At 71.9% G+C, this 15,877-nt stretch carries 7 protein-coding genes; all 7 read right to left on the minus strand.

Annotation, left to right across the window (positions count from 1 at the left end):
* Window positions 1-88: 88 nt before the first annotated feature.
* The gene (locus ASE14_RS17875) at window positions 89-3,097 is read right to left on the minus strand and encodes an FtsK/SpoIIIE domain-containing protein (protein WP_056658347.1); all 3,009 of its coding nucleotides are present in this window, start codon (window positions 3,095-3,097) and stop codon (window positions 89-91) included.
* 106 nt (window positions 3,098-3,203) lie between these two features.
* Entirely contained in the window at window positions 3,204-3,794 is a 591-nt protein-coding gene (locus ASE14_RS17880; RefSeq protein ID WP_157373080.1) for a zinc-ribbon domain-containing protein, read from the minus strand.
* Entirely contained in the window at window positions 3,791-6,187 is a 2,397-nt protein-coding gene (locus ASE14_RS17885) for a transglutaminase-like domain-containing protein (RefSeq protein WP_056658352.1), read from the minus strand. The genes ASE14_RS17880 and ASE14_RS17885 overlap by 4 nt, the downstream gene beginning before the upstream one ends.
* On the minus strand, window positions 6,184-7,506 hold the full coding sequence (locus ASE14_RS17890) for a DUF58 domain-containing protein (protein ID WP_056658354.1): 1,323 nt from the start codon (window positions 7,504-7,506) through the stop codon (window positions 6,184-6,186). Before ASE14_RS17890 ends, ASE14_RS17885 begins: the two co-directional genes overlap by 4 nt.
* Window positions 7,503-8,474 (minus strand): MoxR family ATPase, encoded by a 972-nt coding sequence (locus ASE14_RS17895; RefSeq protein WP_056658356.1) that lies wholly within the window; start codon window positions 8,472-8,474, stop codon window positions 7,503-7,505. The genes ASE14_RS17890 and ASE14_RS17895 overlap by 4 nt, the downstream gene beginning before the upstream one ends.
* Before the next feature lie 12 nt (window positions 8,475-8,486).
* The gene (locus ASE14_RS17900; RefSeq protein ID WP_056658360.1) at window positions 8,487-14,375 is read right to left on the minus strand and encodes an Ig-like domain-containing protein; all 5,889 of its coding nucleotides are present in this window, start codon (window positions 14,373-14,375) and stop codon (window positions 8,487-8,489) included.
* Entirely contained in the window at window positions 14,375-15,862 is a 1,488-nt protein-coding gene (locus ASE14_RS17905; RefSeq protein WP_082601031.1) for a serine/threonine-protein kinase, read from the minus strand. The genes ASE14_RS17900 and ASE14_RS17905 overlap by 1 nt, the downstream gene beginning before the upstream one ends.
* Between the last annotated feature and the right edge of the window lie 15 nt (window positions 15,863-15,877).

Below are 15,877 nucleotides of genomic sequence, written 5' to 3' on the forward strand. Positions count from 1 at the left end.
TACTGCCACAGTGCAGGGCGGAAATCACTCGGTGATGTCCGAATCGTTAATTTCTGCGAACAAGTCGTGCGGAATCAGCACTTCTCGGTCAATTGCTCGACCGATTCAGTGGTGCGTGCCCGAAGACCCAAGTCGCACGCCGTGGCTTGCTCCCGGGCTCGAGCACCCAGCACTGACCCGCGTCGTCGAGCAGCGGGGGAAGCTCGCGGTCGCGCACGACGGCCCGGTACTCGGCCGAGCCGCCGTGCACGACGATCACCGCCTCCTCCTTGAGCGCGGCGCCCAGCGACCAGCTCGCCGCCCAGGCGTCGCCGTCGCCCACGATCACGGGCGGCGGTGCGTCGACGGGAAGCGCGGCGATGGCGGCCCTCACGACGACTTCGCCGCCCGTGGTGAGGAGCAGCGGCGGGCGCCCGGCGGCGTCGATCGCCGCCGCGGCCGCCCGCGGCGCGGCCGAGACCACGGCGTACGGGAGATCCGCGCGAAGCTCGAGCGACGGCGTCGCCGCGCTCGCTCGAGGCGGGCAGGGCGGGACGTCGACCACCTGGAGCCTGCGGCCGTGCCATTGCCCGGACCCCGGTGCATCCGCCGCCCGCCAGAGCTCTCCGCGGCCTCCCGCCTGCACGAGGTCCGACCGCGTCGTATGCCGGAGCAGCAGGCGCGACCCGAATGCGTCGCGCAGCCCGGCACCGAGGGCCTGGACCTGCGTCGCCGCTGCGGCGACGGCCACGCCGCGAGCGCGGCCTTCCCTGATCAGGGACTCGACCATCGCGAACGCGGCATGCCGGTAGTCCTCGGGCCACGCCCGGAAGCAGGTGTCGAGGTCGTCGATCACGACGAGCCCGGGTACCGCCGCACCGGCGCGAACAGCGGCCTGCGCCCCGCACAGGGCATCCCAGACGGTGCTCGGCCGGTCATCGAGGCGCAGCGTGATCACGGCGGCCGCCCCTGCAGCGGCGCGCTCGATCGCGGCCAGCGCGGTGCTCCGCCCGCTGCCGGGAGCACCGAGCACGAGGAGCGCGCCGTCGCGGTCGGGTGACCACCTCGCGACGCTGCGTCGTTGTCGCTCGGGATCGTCGACGACACCGAAGGCCAGCGCGCCATCGGTGGCCGGCCCGGCACGGTACCGCTCCCCCGGCCCGCGTTCCACCGAGGAGTCCGCCTCGGGATCGGGGTCGTTCACGAGGCCGGCGACCGCCTCGGGCGCGATGCGAGCCGGAAGCCGATCGAGCCAGGTGCGTCGCGCGCCGGGGAGTCCGGCTGCGGCGGCGCCGACCTCCTCGATCAGCGCCGGCATCGCGATCGCGCTCTGGAAGAGCATCGGAACGCCGTCGCCGCGGTCGATCACGCCCCGTCCGGGTGTGCCCGGCGGAATCCGCGCCGCGGCCGAGGTGCCGACCACCGCCTCACTGTCGGAGGGCTGCAGCACGCGCAGCGACACGCGGATGGCGCAGTTGGCGGTGACCTGCTCGCGAACGACTCCGTTGGGGCGCTGCGAGGCGAGCACGAGGTGCACGCCGAGCGACCGTCCGCGCGCCGCGATGTCGCCGACGACCACGCCCAGATCGGGGAAGCGCTCGATCATCGCCTGGAACTCGTCGATGACGATCACGAGTCGCGCCAGCTGGACCGCGCGGTCGAGCTCGGAGATGTCGCGGACACGTGCCATGGACAGCACGGTCTCGCGGTGGGTCAGCTCGGCCCGCAGGCTGAGGACGGCCCGCTCCGCCTCGGACTCGTCGAGGTCGGTGACGATGCCGGTGACGTGCGGCAGCCGACGGACGGGTTCGAACGCCGCCCCGCCCTTGAAGTCGACGAGGAGGAACGAGACGATCGACGGCGGATGGGCCGCGGCGAGCGCGACGATCCACGCGAGGAGGAACTCGCTCTTGCCGCTGCCGGTCGTGCCGGCGACGAGTGCGTGCGGGCCGTGCCTCGCGAGATCGAGCTCGAGCACCTCGTCGAGCCCGACGCCGACGGCCACGGCCAGACCAGAACGGTCGGGTTCGGTGAGACCCGGGCGTCGGAGCCCGTCGAGCGGCAACCGCTCGGGAAGCCCGCTCGAGCGATCGTCGAACCCCGCCCGTGCAGCCGCGGCCGCCGCCGAACGTGCCCAGTGCACGACCTCGACTGCGCCGAGGAGCGACGGGATCATCGTCGCCGCCGAGGCTCCGCCATGCCGGGAGAGGCTGGCCGCGCCGGGGGCCTGGAGCCTGACGACCGCGCCGAGGCCCGGCGGCAGCTCGGTCGCGGTGCGCGCGACCGCGACCACTGCGCTCCGCTGCTCGTCGCGCGACGCGCCCGGCGACATGTTTCGCAGCCCGCTCCCGGGCCCACCGTCGACCGGCGCCGACGGCGGCGCGACGTCGCGATCGATGACGACCAGCCCGGCGCGACCGCGTTCGCCCGAGTGCGGCAGCGACTGCAGCCACTCCCACGGCCCGCCGACCCGGTCGGGGCCGATGACGGTGAACCGCTTCGGATGCGCATGGTGCGCGAACTGCACCACGCAGGCGCGCGCCGCTGCTCGGGCCAGGTGGAGTTCCCCGACGAACCCGATGCCGGCGCCGGCATCGGCGAGCACCGGCGCATCGTCGAGTCGAGCCGCCTCGAGCAGCAGCTCCCGGTCCGCGGCATCGATCGGGGCGCCGTCGACCCTGAGCGTGCTCGCGGCGACACCACGTCCGAGCACGAGAGGCGGCGGCGGGCCGTCGCGCCAGGCCGAGTGCTCCGCCTCCAGGATCAGACGGCGCGACGAGGGCGATCGGTGCCACGCCGCCTGTCGTTCGAGGTGCTGCCGTTCGCGGATCTCGGCCGCGAGCTCGTCGAGACGACGGCGACGCTCGTCGGCGGACCGCCGTCGCTGCCGCCGAGCGGAGCGACGCGCATCGACCATCGACGCGACCGCGACGAGCGGGCCGAGTGCCGCGAAGACCAGTGAGAACGGCGATCCCGTGACCGCCCACAGCGCGAGCGCACCGATCACGGGAGCGAGCGACGCGATCAGCGGGAACCCCGCCCGCGCCGCTTCCGCAGGGGCGGGCGGCAGCGCGAGCGGGGTGTCGAGCGAGTCGGGTGCGGTGTCGAATCGGTCCACGCGGCGATCGAATCACGGGCACGGGACCCGTCGACGGAATCATCGCGCACCTGTGGACGATCCCGGTGCGACGCCGACTGTCGAGGACGTGTCGGAGCCGGCCGGCTCAGGAGACGACGAAGAACTGCTCGGCGAGCTCGACCCGGCTCCCGCGAGGCACCAGATAGCGTCGCCCTGGTTCGCACCGCATCGCACCGTCGTCGGGTCGCCGCACGATGGTGCCGTTGCCCGAGAACCGGTCGGCGATCCAGAACGTGCCGTCGTGGTCGCCGAACTCGACATGCGTCTTCGAGACCGAAAGCGAGCGATCGGCGATCTGCACGAGGTGGTCGAACACCTCACCGGGCTGAGGCAGGGGGCGCCGGCCGATCAGCCCGGTGCCGAAGACCATGCGGGTCTCCCCCGTGCTGAACGCCAGGGCGAACCGCGCAGCGATCGCCGTCGCCGGAGCGGCCGACGCGAGCAGCTCGCCGCCCGCGCCATCCGCCTGTTCGATCGCCGTCGCCGCCCGGAACCCGTCGACCGGGATGCTGATCACGCCGCTGTTGCGGCGCACCGGACGCTCGATCACCGTCGTGTCGCCCGGCCTCGGGTCGGGCCGACGCCGCGACTCGGGAGTCGCGCTCGTCGAACTGCCGCATTCACCGCAGAACATCGCCCCATCGGGGAGCTCCGCCCCGCAGATCCGACACGTCACGACCGTGCTCCTCTCCGGGTCACAGCGTACCCGCCGAGCGAGGTGAGCGAGACCCACGCCCGCAGCCGCTCGCGCAGCGACCGCGGTTCTCCGAGCCGCCGCTGCAGTTCGTCGACCGACTCCCACACCCGGAGGTCGTCGCCCTCGGCCGGGCCGTCGGGCGCGAAGACCGAGCGGTCGACGACCGAGGCGAGCACGAGCGGCGCGAGTCCGCCGACCGTCGCCGCCTGTTCGGCCCGCGTCGCGGTCGGCCGGATCGGGTACCCGTAGTCGGCGGCGGAGTCGGCGAACTCCTGCCAGCCGCCCTCGATGCGCTCGACCGCGGTCGGCGCCCTCCGCCGCAGACGCCGGCGTCGCATCTTCGCCACGATGATCGCGAGGAACGGGATCGCGAGGATCGCGAGACCCGCGAGGACCATCCCGGCGACGCCGAGAATGCCGAGCAGTGCCTGGATCCAGGCGTCCGCCGTGTCGTCGGGCTCGTCGGGCGGCGTCTCGGGGTCCTTCGCGAGGTCGTCGACCGGCGTGCGCTCGGCCGGCGGCGGCAGCGCCGACTGCGGCCGCGAGACGATCGTCGGCTGGTCGGGCTCGCGCGGGGGGATCTCGCGCGGCACGGGGTTCGGGTCCACCGCGATCCACGCACCGTCGGCCCGCTGCACCTCGATCCAGGCCTGCTTGTCGCCGCTCACGAAACGGGTGACTCCCTCTGGCACGGGCTCGACTGCGGCATCCGTCTCGGTCGACGAGTCCTCGGTCGACGAGTCCTCGTTCGACGATTCCCCGTCCGACGAACCCGCCTCGTCGGCCGCATCGGACGCATCGGCCGTGCCCGGCAGGTAGCCGACGACGACCCGTGCCGGGAATCCGATGCGCCGCGCCATGAGGGCCGCGGCCACGGCGTACTGCTCGCCGTCGCCGACCATCGGCTTCTCCGTCGCGAGGTCCGCGAGCCGGTCGAGCGAGTGCCCCGAGCGGCTCGCCACCTCGTCTTCCAGACCGTGACTGACGTAGCCGTTCGCGTGGAAGCCCTCGATGACAGCCTGCAGGCGCTCGCCGGGGTCGTCGGAGGCCGGCGCCCATGCATCGAGCAGTTGTGCGAGGTCCTTGGGCAGCTCGGGCACCGCGGGCAGCACGCTCGTGCCGGGGCTCAGCTCGCCGAGCTCGTCGGGATCGACCGGCACCACGGACGCGGCGACGTACCGATCGCCGGCCTGCAGCGGGCTCTGCACTGCTCCCGTACTCGTGATCTCGTTGTAGAAGAACGATTCGGTGAGCACCTCGGCACGGGGCCCGCCGAACACCATGCGCTCGAGCCGGCCGACACCGGGCACCCACACCTCGGAGTAGCCGTCGACCTCGACCTCGACGGCGAGCCGCTCGGTGTCGCCGCTCGTCCCCGACTGGTCGAGCCGGTACGGGACCCGCGTGAACCGGCCGGACGCCGACTCCCCCTCGGCCCCGCCGACCGTGTAGACGATGCCGTCGTAGGAGTCGAGCGTCGCCATCCGCACCCCGGCGCCCTCGGGCAGCCCGCGCACGTCGAGCATCGACTCGTCCGCGATGTCCTCGCGGAATGCCGCCCGGAACCCGGCGAGCGGGCTGTCGTGCTCCCGCGGCTCGAACGGCGGCTGCAGTTCTGCCCGCACGACGTTGCGCGGCGGCACCGGCATGGCGACGGATGCCGCGGTCGCCCCGACGACCGCGATGGCCACGAGCGCAGACGCCCCCAGCACACGTCGTGCATCGGTGAGCGCGGCCTCGACCCGGCGACCGCTCGTGATCGCGCGGCGGTCGGCGATCGACACGCGGACGAGCCAGGCCACCGCCGTGATGAGGAATGCGACGCCCGCCTCGACGGCGAGGGCCGAGTGCACGACGCCGAGCGCGATGCCCGCGATGAGGAGCACGGCCGGCGGCAGCGCGGCCGCGGCGGGCCACCGACTGCGCAGGGCGATCGTGATCGCGGCGGTCGCGGCGATCAGCCCGAGGAGGAACGGCGGCACGAGCAGCGCCTGATACGAGCCGACCGGCACGGAGATCGTGACGAGCTGCTTCCACGAGAGGGCGGCACCTGCGAGCAGTTCGACGAGCCCCGCCGGGCTCGGCAGTACGCCGCCGATCGCGCGTCCGGGCACCGCCGCCGGCACGCCGAGCACCACGAACGCGCCGAACACGGAGAGCACGACGACCCACGTCGGCAGTCGGAACCGGGCGCCCACGACGCCGATCGCGACGCCCGCTGCGATCGCGATCGCCGCGGCGACGACGAATGCCGGACTCTCGTAGACGGGCCACCACGGCACCATCGCAGCGGCGAGCATCGCGACGACGAGCACGACCGTGACGAGGGTCGGCCCGAATCGCCGGGCGCCCGCCGGGGTCCGGTTCTTCATGAGACCGACGCCGATCTGGCGAGCATGGCACGGAGGTCTTCGAGGTAGCCGATGCCGAAGACGGTCAGCCCGGCGATCGTGCGCGCGCTCGCCTCGCCCTCCGGCGAGCACTGCACCGCGACCGTCTCGACCCCGGGCGGCAGTCGCGTCGCCGCGGCGCGCAGCGGAGCGACACCGCGGGCGGTGCCCGTCACGAGGAACGCGAGCGAGACGCCCGCGAGCGTCTCGGCCGCGGCGCGGGCGACGTCGGGCAGCATCACCGCAGCGGCATCCGTCTCGACGAGGCACAGCGCGTCGAGCAGCCGGTCGCGCGAGACCGTCGGGAGCTCGCGCATGGCGCTGCGACCGTCACGGGTGCTCTGCTGTCGACCCGAGACCACGAACGAGACCGTTCTGGCGTCGCGGATCGCCCGCGAGCCGACGGATGCCGCGGCGCTGACGGCGAGCTCGAACTCCGCAGCATCGGAGTACGCTCCGGGATCGAGGTCGAGGAGCACCATGAGCCGGCTGCGCCGCGTCTCCTCGAACTGGCGCACCATGAAGGTGCCGGTCTTCGCCGAGCTGCGCCAGTGGATGAAGCGCCGATCGTCGCCGGGCACGTACTCGCGCAGGGCGTGGAATGCGATGTCGCTCGCGGTCAGGTCGCGCGTCGGCGTGCCCTCGAGATCGCGGATGAACCCCGTGCTGAGCGCGTTGATCGGCACCGTTCGCGGGTGCACGTGCAACTCCGCGGTCTCCGACCACACGAACTCGCGTCGCATGAGGCCGATCGGGTCGGCCCGCACGGTGCGCGCAGGACCGACCGGAACGACGCCGCGGCGCTCGGTCGGAATGGGGAACTGCTCGTCGAACACGCCGCCGCGGGGCAGCCCCGGGAGCACTCGTTCGACGATGCGACGGCCGACGGGCAGCTCGAGCTGGACCCCGCCGAACCGGCGTCGACCCGGGTTCGCGGCGATGAGCCGCGCCTCGGCGGGCTCACCCACGACCACTCGCGGCGACGGCAGCACGAGCTGGATCGTTCCGGCGCCGCGGCCGATCAGCCAGATGGATGCCGCGGCAACGAGCACGGCGAGTCCCCATCCGAGCGCGATCAGCTCGAGCAGACCCCAGGTGTAGCCGGCGACGAGTGCGACCACGGCGGCGATGACCACCGCCCAGCCGAGCGGAGTCACGACCCCCTGCACCGCCCGTGACGCCTGGGCGATCGCCGCGCCCGCGCGGCGCGCCGCTCCGACGGCGCGCCCGATCACGACCGCGAGCAGACCGGCCTTCCTGGCCTCCTCGGGGATCGTCGTTCGGGTCTGGGTGAGCGTCACACCGCCTGCCTGGTCGAGGGTGGTGGCGTCTCGATCAACACCTGCGCGATCAGGTTCGAGGCCGTCACGCCGTCGAACTCGGCCTCGGGGTCGAGGATCAGCCGATGGGCGAGCACCGGTTCGGCGAGCGCCTTCACGTCGTCGGGCACGACGTAGTGGCGCCCGCGACCGGCCGCGTGCGTCTTGGCCGCTCGGATGAGGGCGAGCGCACCGCGCACGCTCACGCCGAGCCGCACCTCGCGGGCGGTGCGCGTGGCATCGACGAGACGCGAGACGAAGTCATGGATCGTGGGGTCGACGTAGACGGTGCGCGCGAGGGCGGCCATCTCCACGACCTCGTCGGCGGCGAGCTGGGAGGAGACGCGCTGCTCGTGCGCTCGCTGGTCGGCGCCTTCGAGGATGCGGATGGTCGACGCGTGATCGGGGTACCCGATCGAGGTGCGCATCAGGAAGCGGTCGAGCTGGGCCTCGGGCAGCCGGTAGGTTCCGGCCTGCTCGACTGGGTTCTGCGTCGCGATGACCATGAACGGATGCCCCACGGGATGCGTCTGCCCGTCGACGGTGACCTGCCCCTCCTCCATGACCTCGAGGAGCGCGGACTGCGTCTTCGGGCTCGCCCTGTTGATCTCGTCGGCGAGCACGATGTTGGCGAACACGGGTCCGGGGTGGAACTCGAACACGCCCGATCGCTGGTCGTACACCGTGACGCCCGTGATGTCGCCGGGCAGGAGGTCGGGCGTGAACTGCACGCGGTTGCTCGTGCCGTCGATCGACTGCGCCATCGCCCGGGCGAGCGACGTCTTCCCCGTGCCCGGCACGTCGTCGAGCAGCAGGTGCCCTTCGCTGAGGAACGCCGTGAACGCGAGCCGGATGACGCGGTTCTTGCCGAGCAGCACCTCCTCGACCGCACCGACGAGACGGTCGAGCGTCGCGGCGAACCGGGCCGCCTCATCCGGGGTCATCGTCATCTCTGCTCCTTCTCAGCGGTTCTGGTAACGGACGACGACGCCCGCGATCTCAACATCCAACCAGACGAGGTCGCCGGGCTTGGCTTCGGGGATCTGACAGCTCGTCGGCGACTGCGCCGGTCGGCCGTCGCGATCGCGGTCGATCCCGCACGTGAACGTCGCCGGGATGCCCGAGTTCACCGGCGCCGAGGTCCATGACCAGGTCTTCGTCGCCTCGTCCCAGACCCTGCTCGGCAGCGCGAACGTCAGCGACGGTTTCGCGTCGCCCGGCAGCACGCCCGACCACGGACCGCAGCTGCCCCAGATCGAGCACGTCCGCACCTGGAACTGCACGGACTCGCCGAACGGGCGGGAGAAGAGATCCTGCGCCCACCCCGAGCCGTTGAAGCTCTGCTGCGTGCCGGGGATCTGGGAACCGTTCGCATCGACGGCCACGATGTCGTAGCGCCAGGCCCCGGGCGAGACGCCGGCGATGTACCGGTCGTAGACGTCGGCGGTGCGCATCTCCATCCGGCTGTCGACGTCACGGATCCTGTCCGGTGCCGGTCGCACGACCGTGCCGGCGACCTCGGTGTTCACGCATGCGGCGCGGTTGTACCCCCACACGACGAAGGAGTACTTCGTCGACTCGGTCGCGGTGCCGGCGAACTGCACCGTCGTGGTGCCCGGGCCGACGGAGATCACGTCCGCGACGGAGCCGCCGCTCGACGGCGGCACGACCGTACCGGGAGCCGGACTGGTCACCGAGCAGGCCTGAGCACCGCCGGGTACGCTCGACGCTCCGTCGACGAGCCGCTGCACGAAGTAGCCACCGATGGGATCGCCGTTCCCGGCGAACGCGTCCCACGCGACCGTGACCGTGCCGGCCGCGGCATCGCCGTTGACCGAGATGCCTCCGGCGACCGGCGAGCCGAACGGCGTTCCGCTCGTGCCGGCCTCGGTCCAGACGGCGAGCGCCGGGTACGCCTGGTTCCTCGCGCTGACCGTGATGGGCACCTGGCTGCCGTTCTCGAGCGGCTGGGATTCCGTCGAGCAGAGCGTTGCCGTGCATGCGGTGCCCGCCGCGACCTCCGTCGAGACGCCGGCGACGGTGACCACGTACGACCGGACCGAGCTTCCGGATCCGGTGGGCGCCGGATCCCATTCGAGGCGCAGACGTCCGTCGAGGGGCATCGCACGCAACCCGCTCGGAGGAGGCGGAATGACATCGGACCAGATCGGGCCGGGAGCGTCGACGGGGTCGGAGAGTCCGATCGCGTTCCTCGCCCTCACCCGGACGTGGACGGCGTTCGCCTGGCCGTTGCCGGGCGTCGCCACCGTGCAGGTGGTCGCGGCGCAGTCGCTCGTGCTCACCACCTCGCCCGTGCCCGCATCGACGAGCTGGATCTCGTATCCCGTGATCGGCGAGTTGTTGAACGCGCCGGCGCCGAAGGCCACGTCGAGCGTTCGATCGCCGAAGCCCGTCACCTGCGCGGCGGTGACGGGGTCGGGGCGATCCTGCACGGAGATCGTGACCAGGCCCCATGCGTACCGGCTGGCGTCGCCGGTGGCGTCGGCCACCTGGTACTGCACCGTCGAGTTCACGGGTGCCGCACCGGGCTCGACGGTCACGTTCAGCGTCGAGCGGTCGTCGCTCGGTTCGATCGAGACGCCGTCGGGCAGGTCGTCTGCGTCGAGCCCGCGCACGTCGACGACTCGGAGCGGCACGTCGGGGAACGGGTTCGTCGACCGGTCGTTGTCGAGCACGTCGATCGATGTCGTCCGTCCGCGGGGTGCGATCGCGCTGTCGGGTGCCGGCCGGGCGATCGGCTTCGTCGACGGCACCACTCGCAGCTGGATCCGGCCGGGCTTGCCTGCACCGGCGTCGTCGGCGACGCCGATGGCGACCGCGGTCTCGGTGCCCTTCTGCGTGGAGGCATCCGCGTCGATCGTGAGTTCGCTGCCGTCGAATGAGAAGTGGAACCCCTCGACCGGCGGCGGCAGAAGTTCGAACTCGAGCTCGTCCAGGGACTCGGGATAGGGGTAGTTCGTGAGTTTCACCAGGTCGATGCGCTTGGACTCGCCCGGCTCGAAGTCGATGACCCCGCCGGTGAACACCGGAGGCTGGTTCTCCGTCGGCCGCACGGTGATCGGGATGACGATCGTGCCGGTGCGCGCGGAGGGATCCGCCGCCGACTCGCCGTCGGTCACGGTGAACGAGAGCGAGGCCGGACCGAAGTACCCGTCTTCGCTGCGGTACCTGAGCGTGTCCTGGTCGACGACGAGCTCCGACCCGTCGCTGTGCGACGCGCGCACGGTCGCGGTGTCCGTGATCTTCACCGGCCGCCCGGAAGCTGCGATGACGTGGTCGGCGAGGTCGAGGGTGACCTCTTCTCCGCTGACGACGCGCACGGCCGGGGCGTCGGTGCGCAGCTGCGGCAGTGCATCATCGCGGCCGGGCACCCAGATGAAGGCGTAGCTGACGACCGACGGGTCTTCCGGGTGGGCCACGGAGAACGGGATGACACGGCGTCGGTCCTCGACCTGCACCCGGATGCTGCCGTTGCGGCGCACCTCGACGCCCTCGTCGTAGCCGTCGACGAGTCCGACCTCGAGGTCGGCCACGTCGGCGTCGGCGAGGAAGACATTGCGGAGCACCGGCACGTCGACCTGGTCCTTCTCGAGGATGTCGCTGAGGGTCAGCACGGTGTCGGATGCCTCGGGGCGAGCGAGCGGCGCATCGTCGCGGGCCTCGATGCGGAGGAAGTTCGAGGCGCTGACGAACTGCTCGTTCTCGATCGTGTACATGAAGCCGTATTCGCCCTCGCCGGCCGGGATCTCGACCTCGATGCGGTCGTCGACGAACTCGGCCGCCGCTTCGCCCTCGGTGGGAGTCAGGCCCGTGATCGACAGCGCGCCGCCGTCAGGGTCGGAGTCGTTCTCGAGGACGCGCACGGAGATCGTGCGGCCGGGCCGCACCTCCACGAAGTCGGTGACGGCGATCGGTGCACGCGCCCCGTCGAGGCGGGGGGCGATGCCGACCCTGACGGTGCCGACGGCGCGTTCGCCGAGGGCGTCGACGACCTCGTACTCGAAGTCCTCGGTGCCCGCCGAGTACTCCCCCGCCTGGTATTCGAGCCAGTCGGGACCGTGAGCGGTGACGCTGCCGAGGTCGGGGTTGTCGCCCTGACCGAGCAGTTGCACGCTGTCGCCCTCGGGATCGGTTCCGCCGAGCGGCACCGGGATGCGGATGGTCTCGCCCGCGAGCACGCGGGCGGTCACCGTGGCGGGCACCGGTGCCGTGTTGGTCTCGGGGTCGGCGGCACGGACCGACATCTGCACGATCGCCGTCGCCGTCTGCGGGCCCGGCCCGGCGATCCGGTACGTCGCCTCGTACTCCCCGGGCGTCTCGGGGGCGAAGTACCGGAGACGGTCGCCGGCGACGAAGAGGAGACCCGCCTCGGGCTCACGCTCGAGCACCGGCTCGAGCGTGATCGGGAGCGCGTCGGGATGCTCGTCGTTGGCGAGCACCGCGATGTCGACGACGTCGCCGGTCCGTGCCGAGATCTTGTCGGGCACCGCGACCGGCGGTTGGGGGATCTCGAGCTGCGGCACCTCGACGATGGTCACCTCGCCCTCGGCTTCCGCGAGGCCGTTGCTGATGCGGTACCCGAACACCGTCGACCCGGTCTCGAGCGGGCCCGAGAGCGTCACCCGGAGGATGCGATGCTCGATCACCTCGACCTGCACGCCGGCCTCGGGGGCCGGTTCGCCGAGTCCGGTGAGGATCAGCACGCCGCCGGTCGGGTCGATGTCCGTGGCGAGCACATCGACGTCGACTGGCTGCTCGACGCGGAGGAACGCCGTGTGCGGCACGGTGATCGGGGTGGTGTCGAGCTCGGGCGGTGCGGAGACGTCGACCCTGACGCGCCCCGTCGTCGTCCAGGTGCCGTCGGTCACCGTGTACTCCAGATAGTGGGTGCGCACCGCCGAGCTCGCGAATCGGAATGTGCCGCCGTCGAAATCGGGGGTGAGCTGCGCATCGGGCTTGGCAGGCACCGCGCTCAGCTGGATCCGGCCCGAGCCGCCGCGCACGTGCCGCAGCGGGTCGACGCGCACCTCCTGCCCCTGTGTCGCGAGCACCACGAACGGGTCGGCCACGAGCGGCACGTCACCGGGGGCGCGCACGCCGACTCCGAGCACGCCGACCGCCGTGTCGCGGCCATCGGACATCTCGAGAGAGATCGTCCGCTCGCCGCCGGCGCCGCCCTTCTCGTCGAAGACGACCACACCGTCGGCGGTCGACGACAGCGTGTCGGGCGCGGCCGTCGTCGCCCGCTTGAGGAAGAACGGATCGCCGTCGGGATCGACCCAGTCGCCGAGCACCGCGGTGCTCACACGCCCTCCGGTCTGCACGAACGCCTTCGTCTGCCGCTGTTGCATCGGGGGCGAGTTCTCGTCAGGGTCCCGTACCGTCACGCTGACCATGGCATGAGCCGTGCCGCCGAAGCCGTCGTTGATCGTGTACCCGAACGAGATGACCCCGGATGCCTCGTCTCCGAGCGTGAGCTGCAACTGCTGATTCTCGGCGATCCGATCGATGCCGACGCCGGGCGGAAGCTCGCCGTCGACGGAGTCGACGACGACGACATCGCCGTTGGCGTCGTAGTCGTTGAGCAGCACGGGCAGCGACGTCGTCCGCCCGGGGCGGGCGCCGAACTCGTCGTCGGCCGCCACGGGCGGCACCTGGCTCTTCTCGATCGTCGGCGGCGTCTCCGGGTCGTTCTGCTCGACGGTCTCCTCGTCGCGTTCGATCTCGAGCAGGTCCTCCCAGTTGTCGATGAGCCCGAAGTCGGAGGCGACGGCCCAGGTGCGGCCGCTCCGGCGCTCGTTCAGCACGAGCGTCGCGCCGTTCGCGACGAAGGCGTAGTCGCCGATGGCCGGTGCCGACTTCAGGTCGACGTCCGGCTCCTCGTCGGTCCCGCAGGAGCGCCACGCCGTGCCGGAGGCCCACGCGGCGTAGAGGCATCCGTCGTGCACGAATGGAGCGGCGGGAAGCGCTGAGCGCCCGTCGACACGCATGCGCGGCGCTTCGCCGTCGAGCCCGACGCTGACGAGGCCCTTCCGAGTCGCGATCACGACCTCGTCTCCGTCGCTCGACGGGGTCTGCAGCACGGGCTCGTCGTTCGCGGCGATGAACTCCCGGAGGTCGACAGCACCCCGATCGAGGTGGAGCATCCGAGCGTCGACGTCGAGCACCGCCCAGCGGTCGGCGACCGAGGTGATCTGGACGTCGGGGTCGTCGGCGTCGGGAGCGATCTGCCAGCGCGCTGCGACCGTCTCGGCCTCAGCCGCATCGACCAGTTTGATGTCGCCCGTCGACGGGGAGTAGGCGAAGAGCGTGCCGTCGGGATCGACCGAGATGACCGAGCCTGCGCCGAATGCGAGCATCGGTTCCGAGTCGGCGTCGAACTGCGCGAACTGCGCGATGGGCGTCGTCCAGAGCTTGCCGCCCGATGTCACGACCACGCGGGAACCGGCCAGGGCGAGGGCGGCATCGTCGGGTGGGACCGCGACGGTCTCGGTGAGGCTCGACGTCGTCGCATCGACCATGCGCACGGTTGCGAGTGCCGTATCGAGCACGAGCACGGTAGAACCCTGTTGCACGATCTCGGCGCCGGTGGAGCCCGTCTCGACGACCGAGTTCAGTTCGTGAAGGGCGGTGTTCGCGCGCCCGACCGACTGGTGCTCGCCACTGCCGACCCACACCGCCGCGTCGCCGAGGTCGACCCGCTGCGAGGCGTACCCGCCCGAGGCGATCGCGACTCCGGCGACGAGGGCCACCACGGCCGTCGTCGCCGCCGCCGTGATGGCGACGGATCGCGGCTTCGGGACGCGGGACAGGTCGGGGAGCTTCGGCATCACGACCCCTGATCGACGTCGACGGACACCTCGACGCAGCGTTCGGCGCTCGACGCGCCCGACTTGCCGTCGCGCATGACCGTGACGGTCGCGCAGACCCGGTCGCCGTCCTCCGCCTGCACCGTCACCTGGGGTTCGCGCCGCACCGGGAGCGCCTCCCCGTCGACGGTCACGACATACGCGTCGGAGGTCTGGAGACCGGGGTCGTTCCAGGAGAAGGTCACGCTTCCGTCGGCCGCGGAGCCCTGCACGTCGGTCACGACCGGGATCGATCTGGTGCCCTGGATCACGGCGTAGGCGCCGACGCCGACGAGCGCGACCAGCAGCACCGACACGAGCGAGATGCCCCACGCCAGACGGCGGGCGGTCGGCGGCGTCGTGCGGCTGCGGCTCAGGCCGGCGTCACCGGGACGGGAGTCGGCGCCGCTGGGCGCTGGATGGTGGGACCCGGCGCGGGAGCGTCGTCGGCGGCCCCCCACATCACCGGTGCCGAACGCGCCGCTGATGCGGGTCTGCTCGTCGACATCGACCGCGGTCGCGAGCGCCCAGTCGTCCATCGCGACCTCGAGCTGGGTCTGAGCGAGCCCGAGCTCCTCCTCCACCGCCTGCAGGTCGCGGATGAACTCGAGCACGCTCGACTGCCGCGCCGACGGCTTGCGCGACATCGACCGTACGAGCACCTCCTCGAGGCTCTTCGGAACGTCGATCCGGCCGGTGGGGGCCACCTTCGCCTTGTCGATGCGTGCCATGAGGGCACCCGAGCTGTTGTCGCCGCCGGTGACCTCGAACGGACTGCGCCCGGCGAGGAGCGAGTACACCGTCGCACCGAGCGACCAGACCTCGCTCGCGACGCTCCCGGAGATCTCGTCATGCAGCACCTCGGGTGCCGACCACGGGATCGACAGCCCGACGGCGTCGCCGGTCTCCGCCTCGCCGAGGGTCGCGGCGATGCCGAAGTCCGACAGCACCGGGTGGCCGTATGCGGTGGTGAGGATGTTGGACGGCTTGATGTCCCGGTGCAGCACGCCCTGACGGTGGGCCGTCTCGACGGCGCTGGCGATGCGGACCCCGACGGAGAGCACCTCGGCGATCGGCAGCTGCACGGCCCGGTACCGCTGCCCGAGCGAAGCCGAGCAGTACTCCATCACGAGGTACGGGCGGCCGTCGGCGGCGACGCTCGCCTGGTACACGGTGAGGATCGACGGGTGCGACGAGAGCTGGGCCATGAGGTTCGCCTCGGCCTGGAACATCTGGCGCAGGTCGTCGTTGACGACCTCGGCGAGGAGCACCTTCACGGCGACCAGTCGCCTCGGCATGTTCTGCTCGTAGAGGAAGACGTCGGCGAAACCGCCCGATCCGAGCACGCGGATGAACGCGAACCCCGGCAGGTTCGGCGGTGTGGACGGCAGTCGACGCGACACGATCCTCCTGCCCTGCTCGGGGTCGATGCTGCGCCGCCCCGGTTGCCGGCGGCGCCCGGTGCCCATCATTGTATCCGCGGG

It is taken from the genome of Agromyces sp. Root81, assembly GCF_001429165.1.
GTDB lineage: Bacteria > Actinomycetota > Actinomycetes > Actinomycetales > Microbacteriaceae > Agromyces.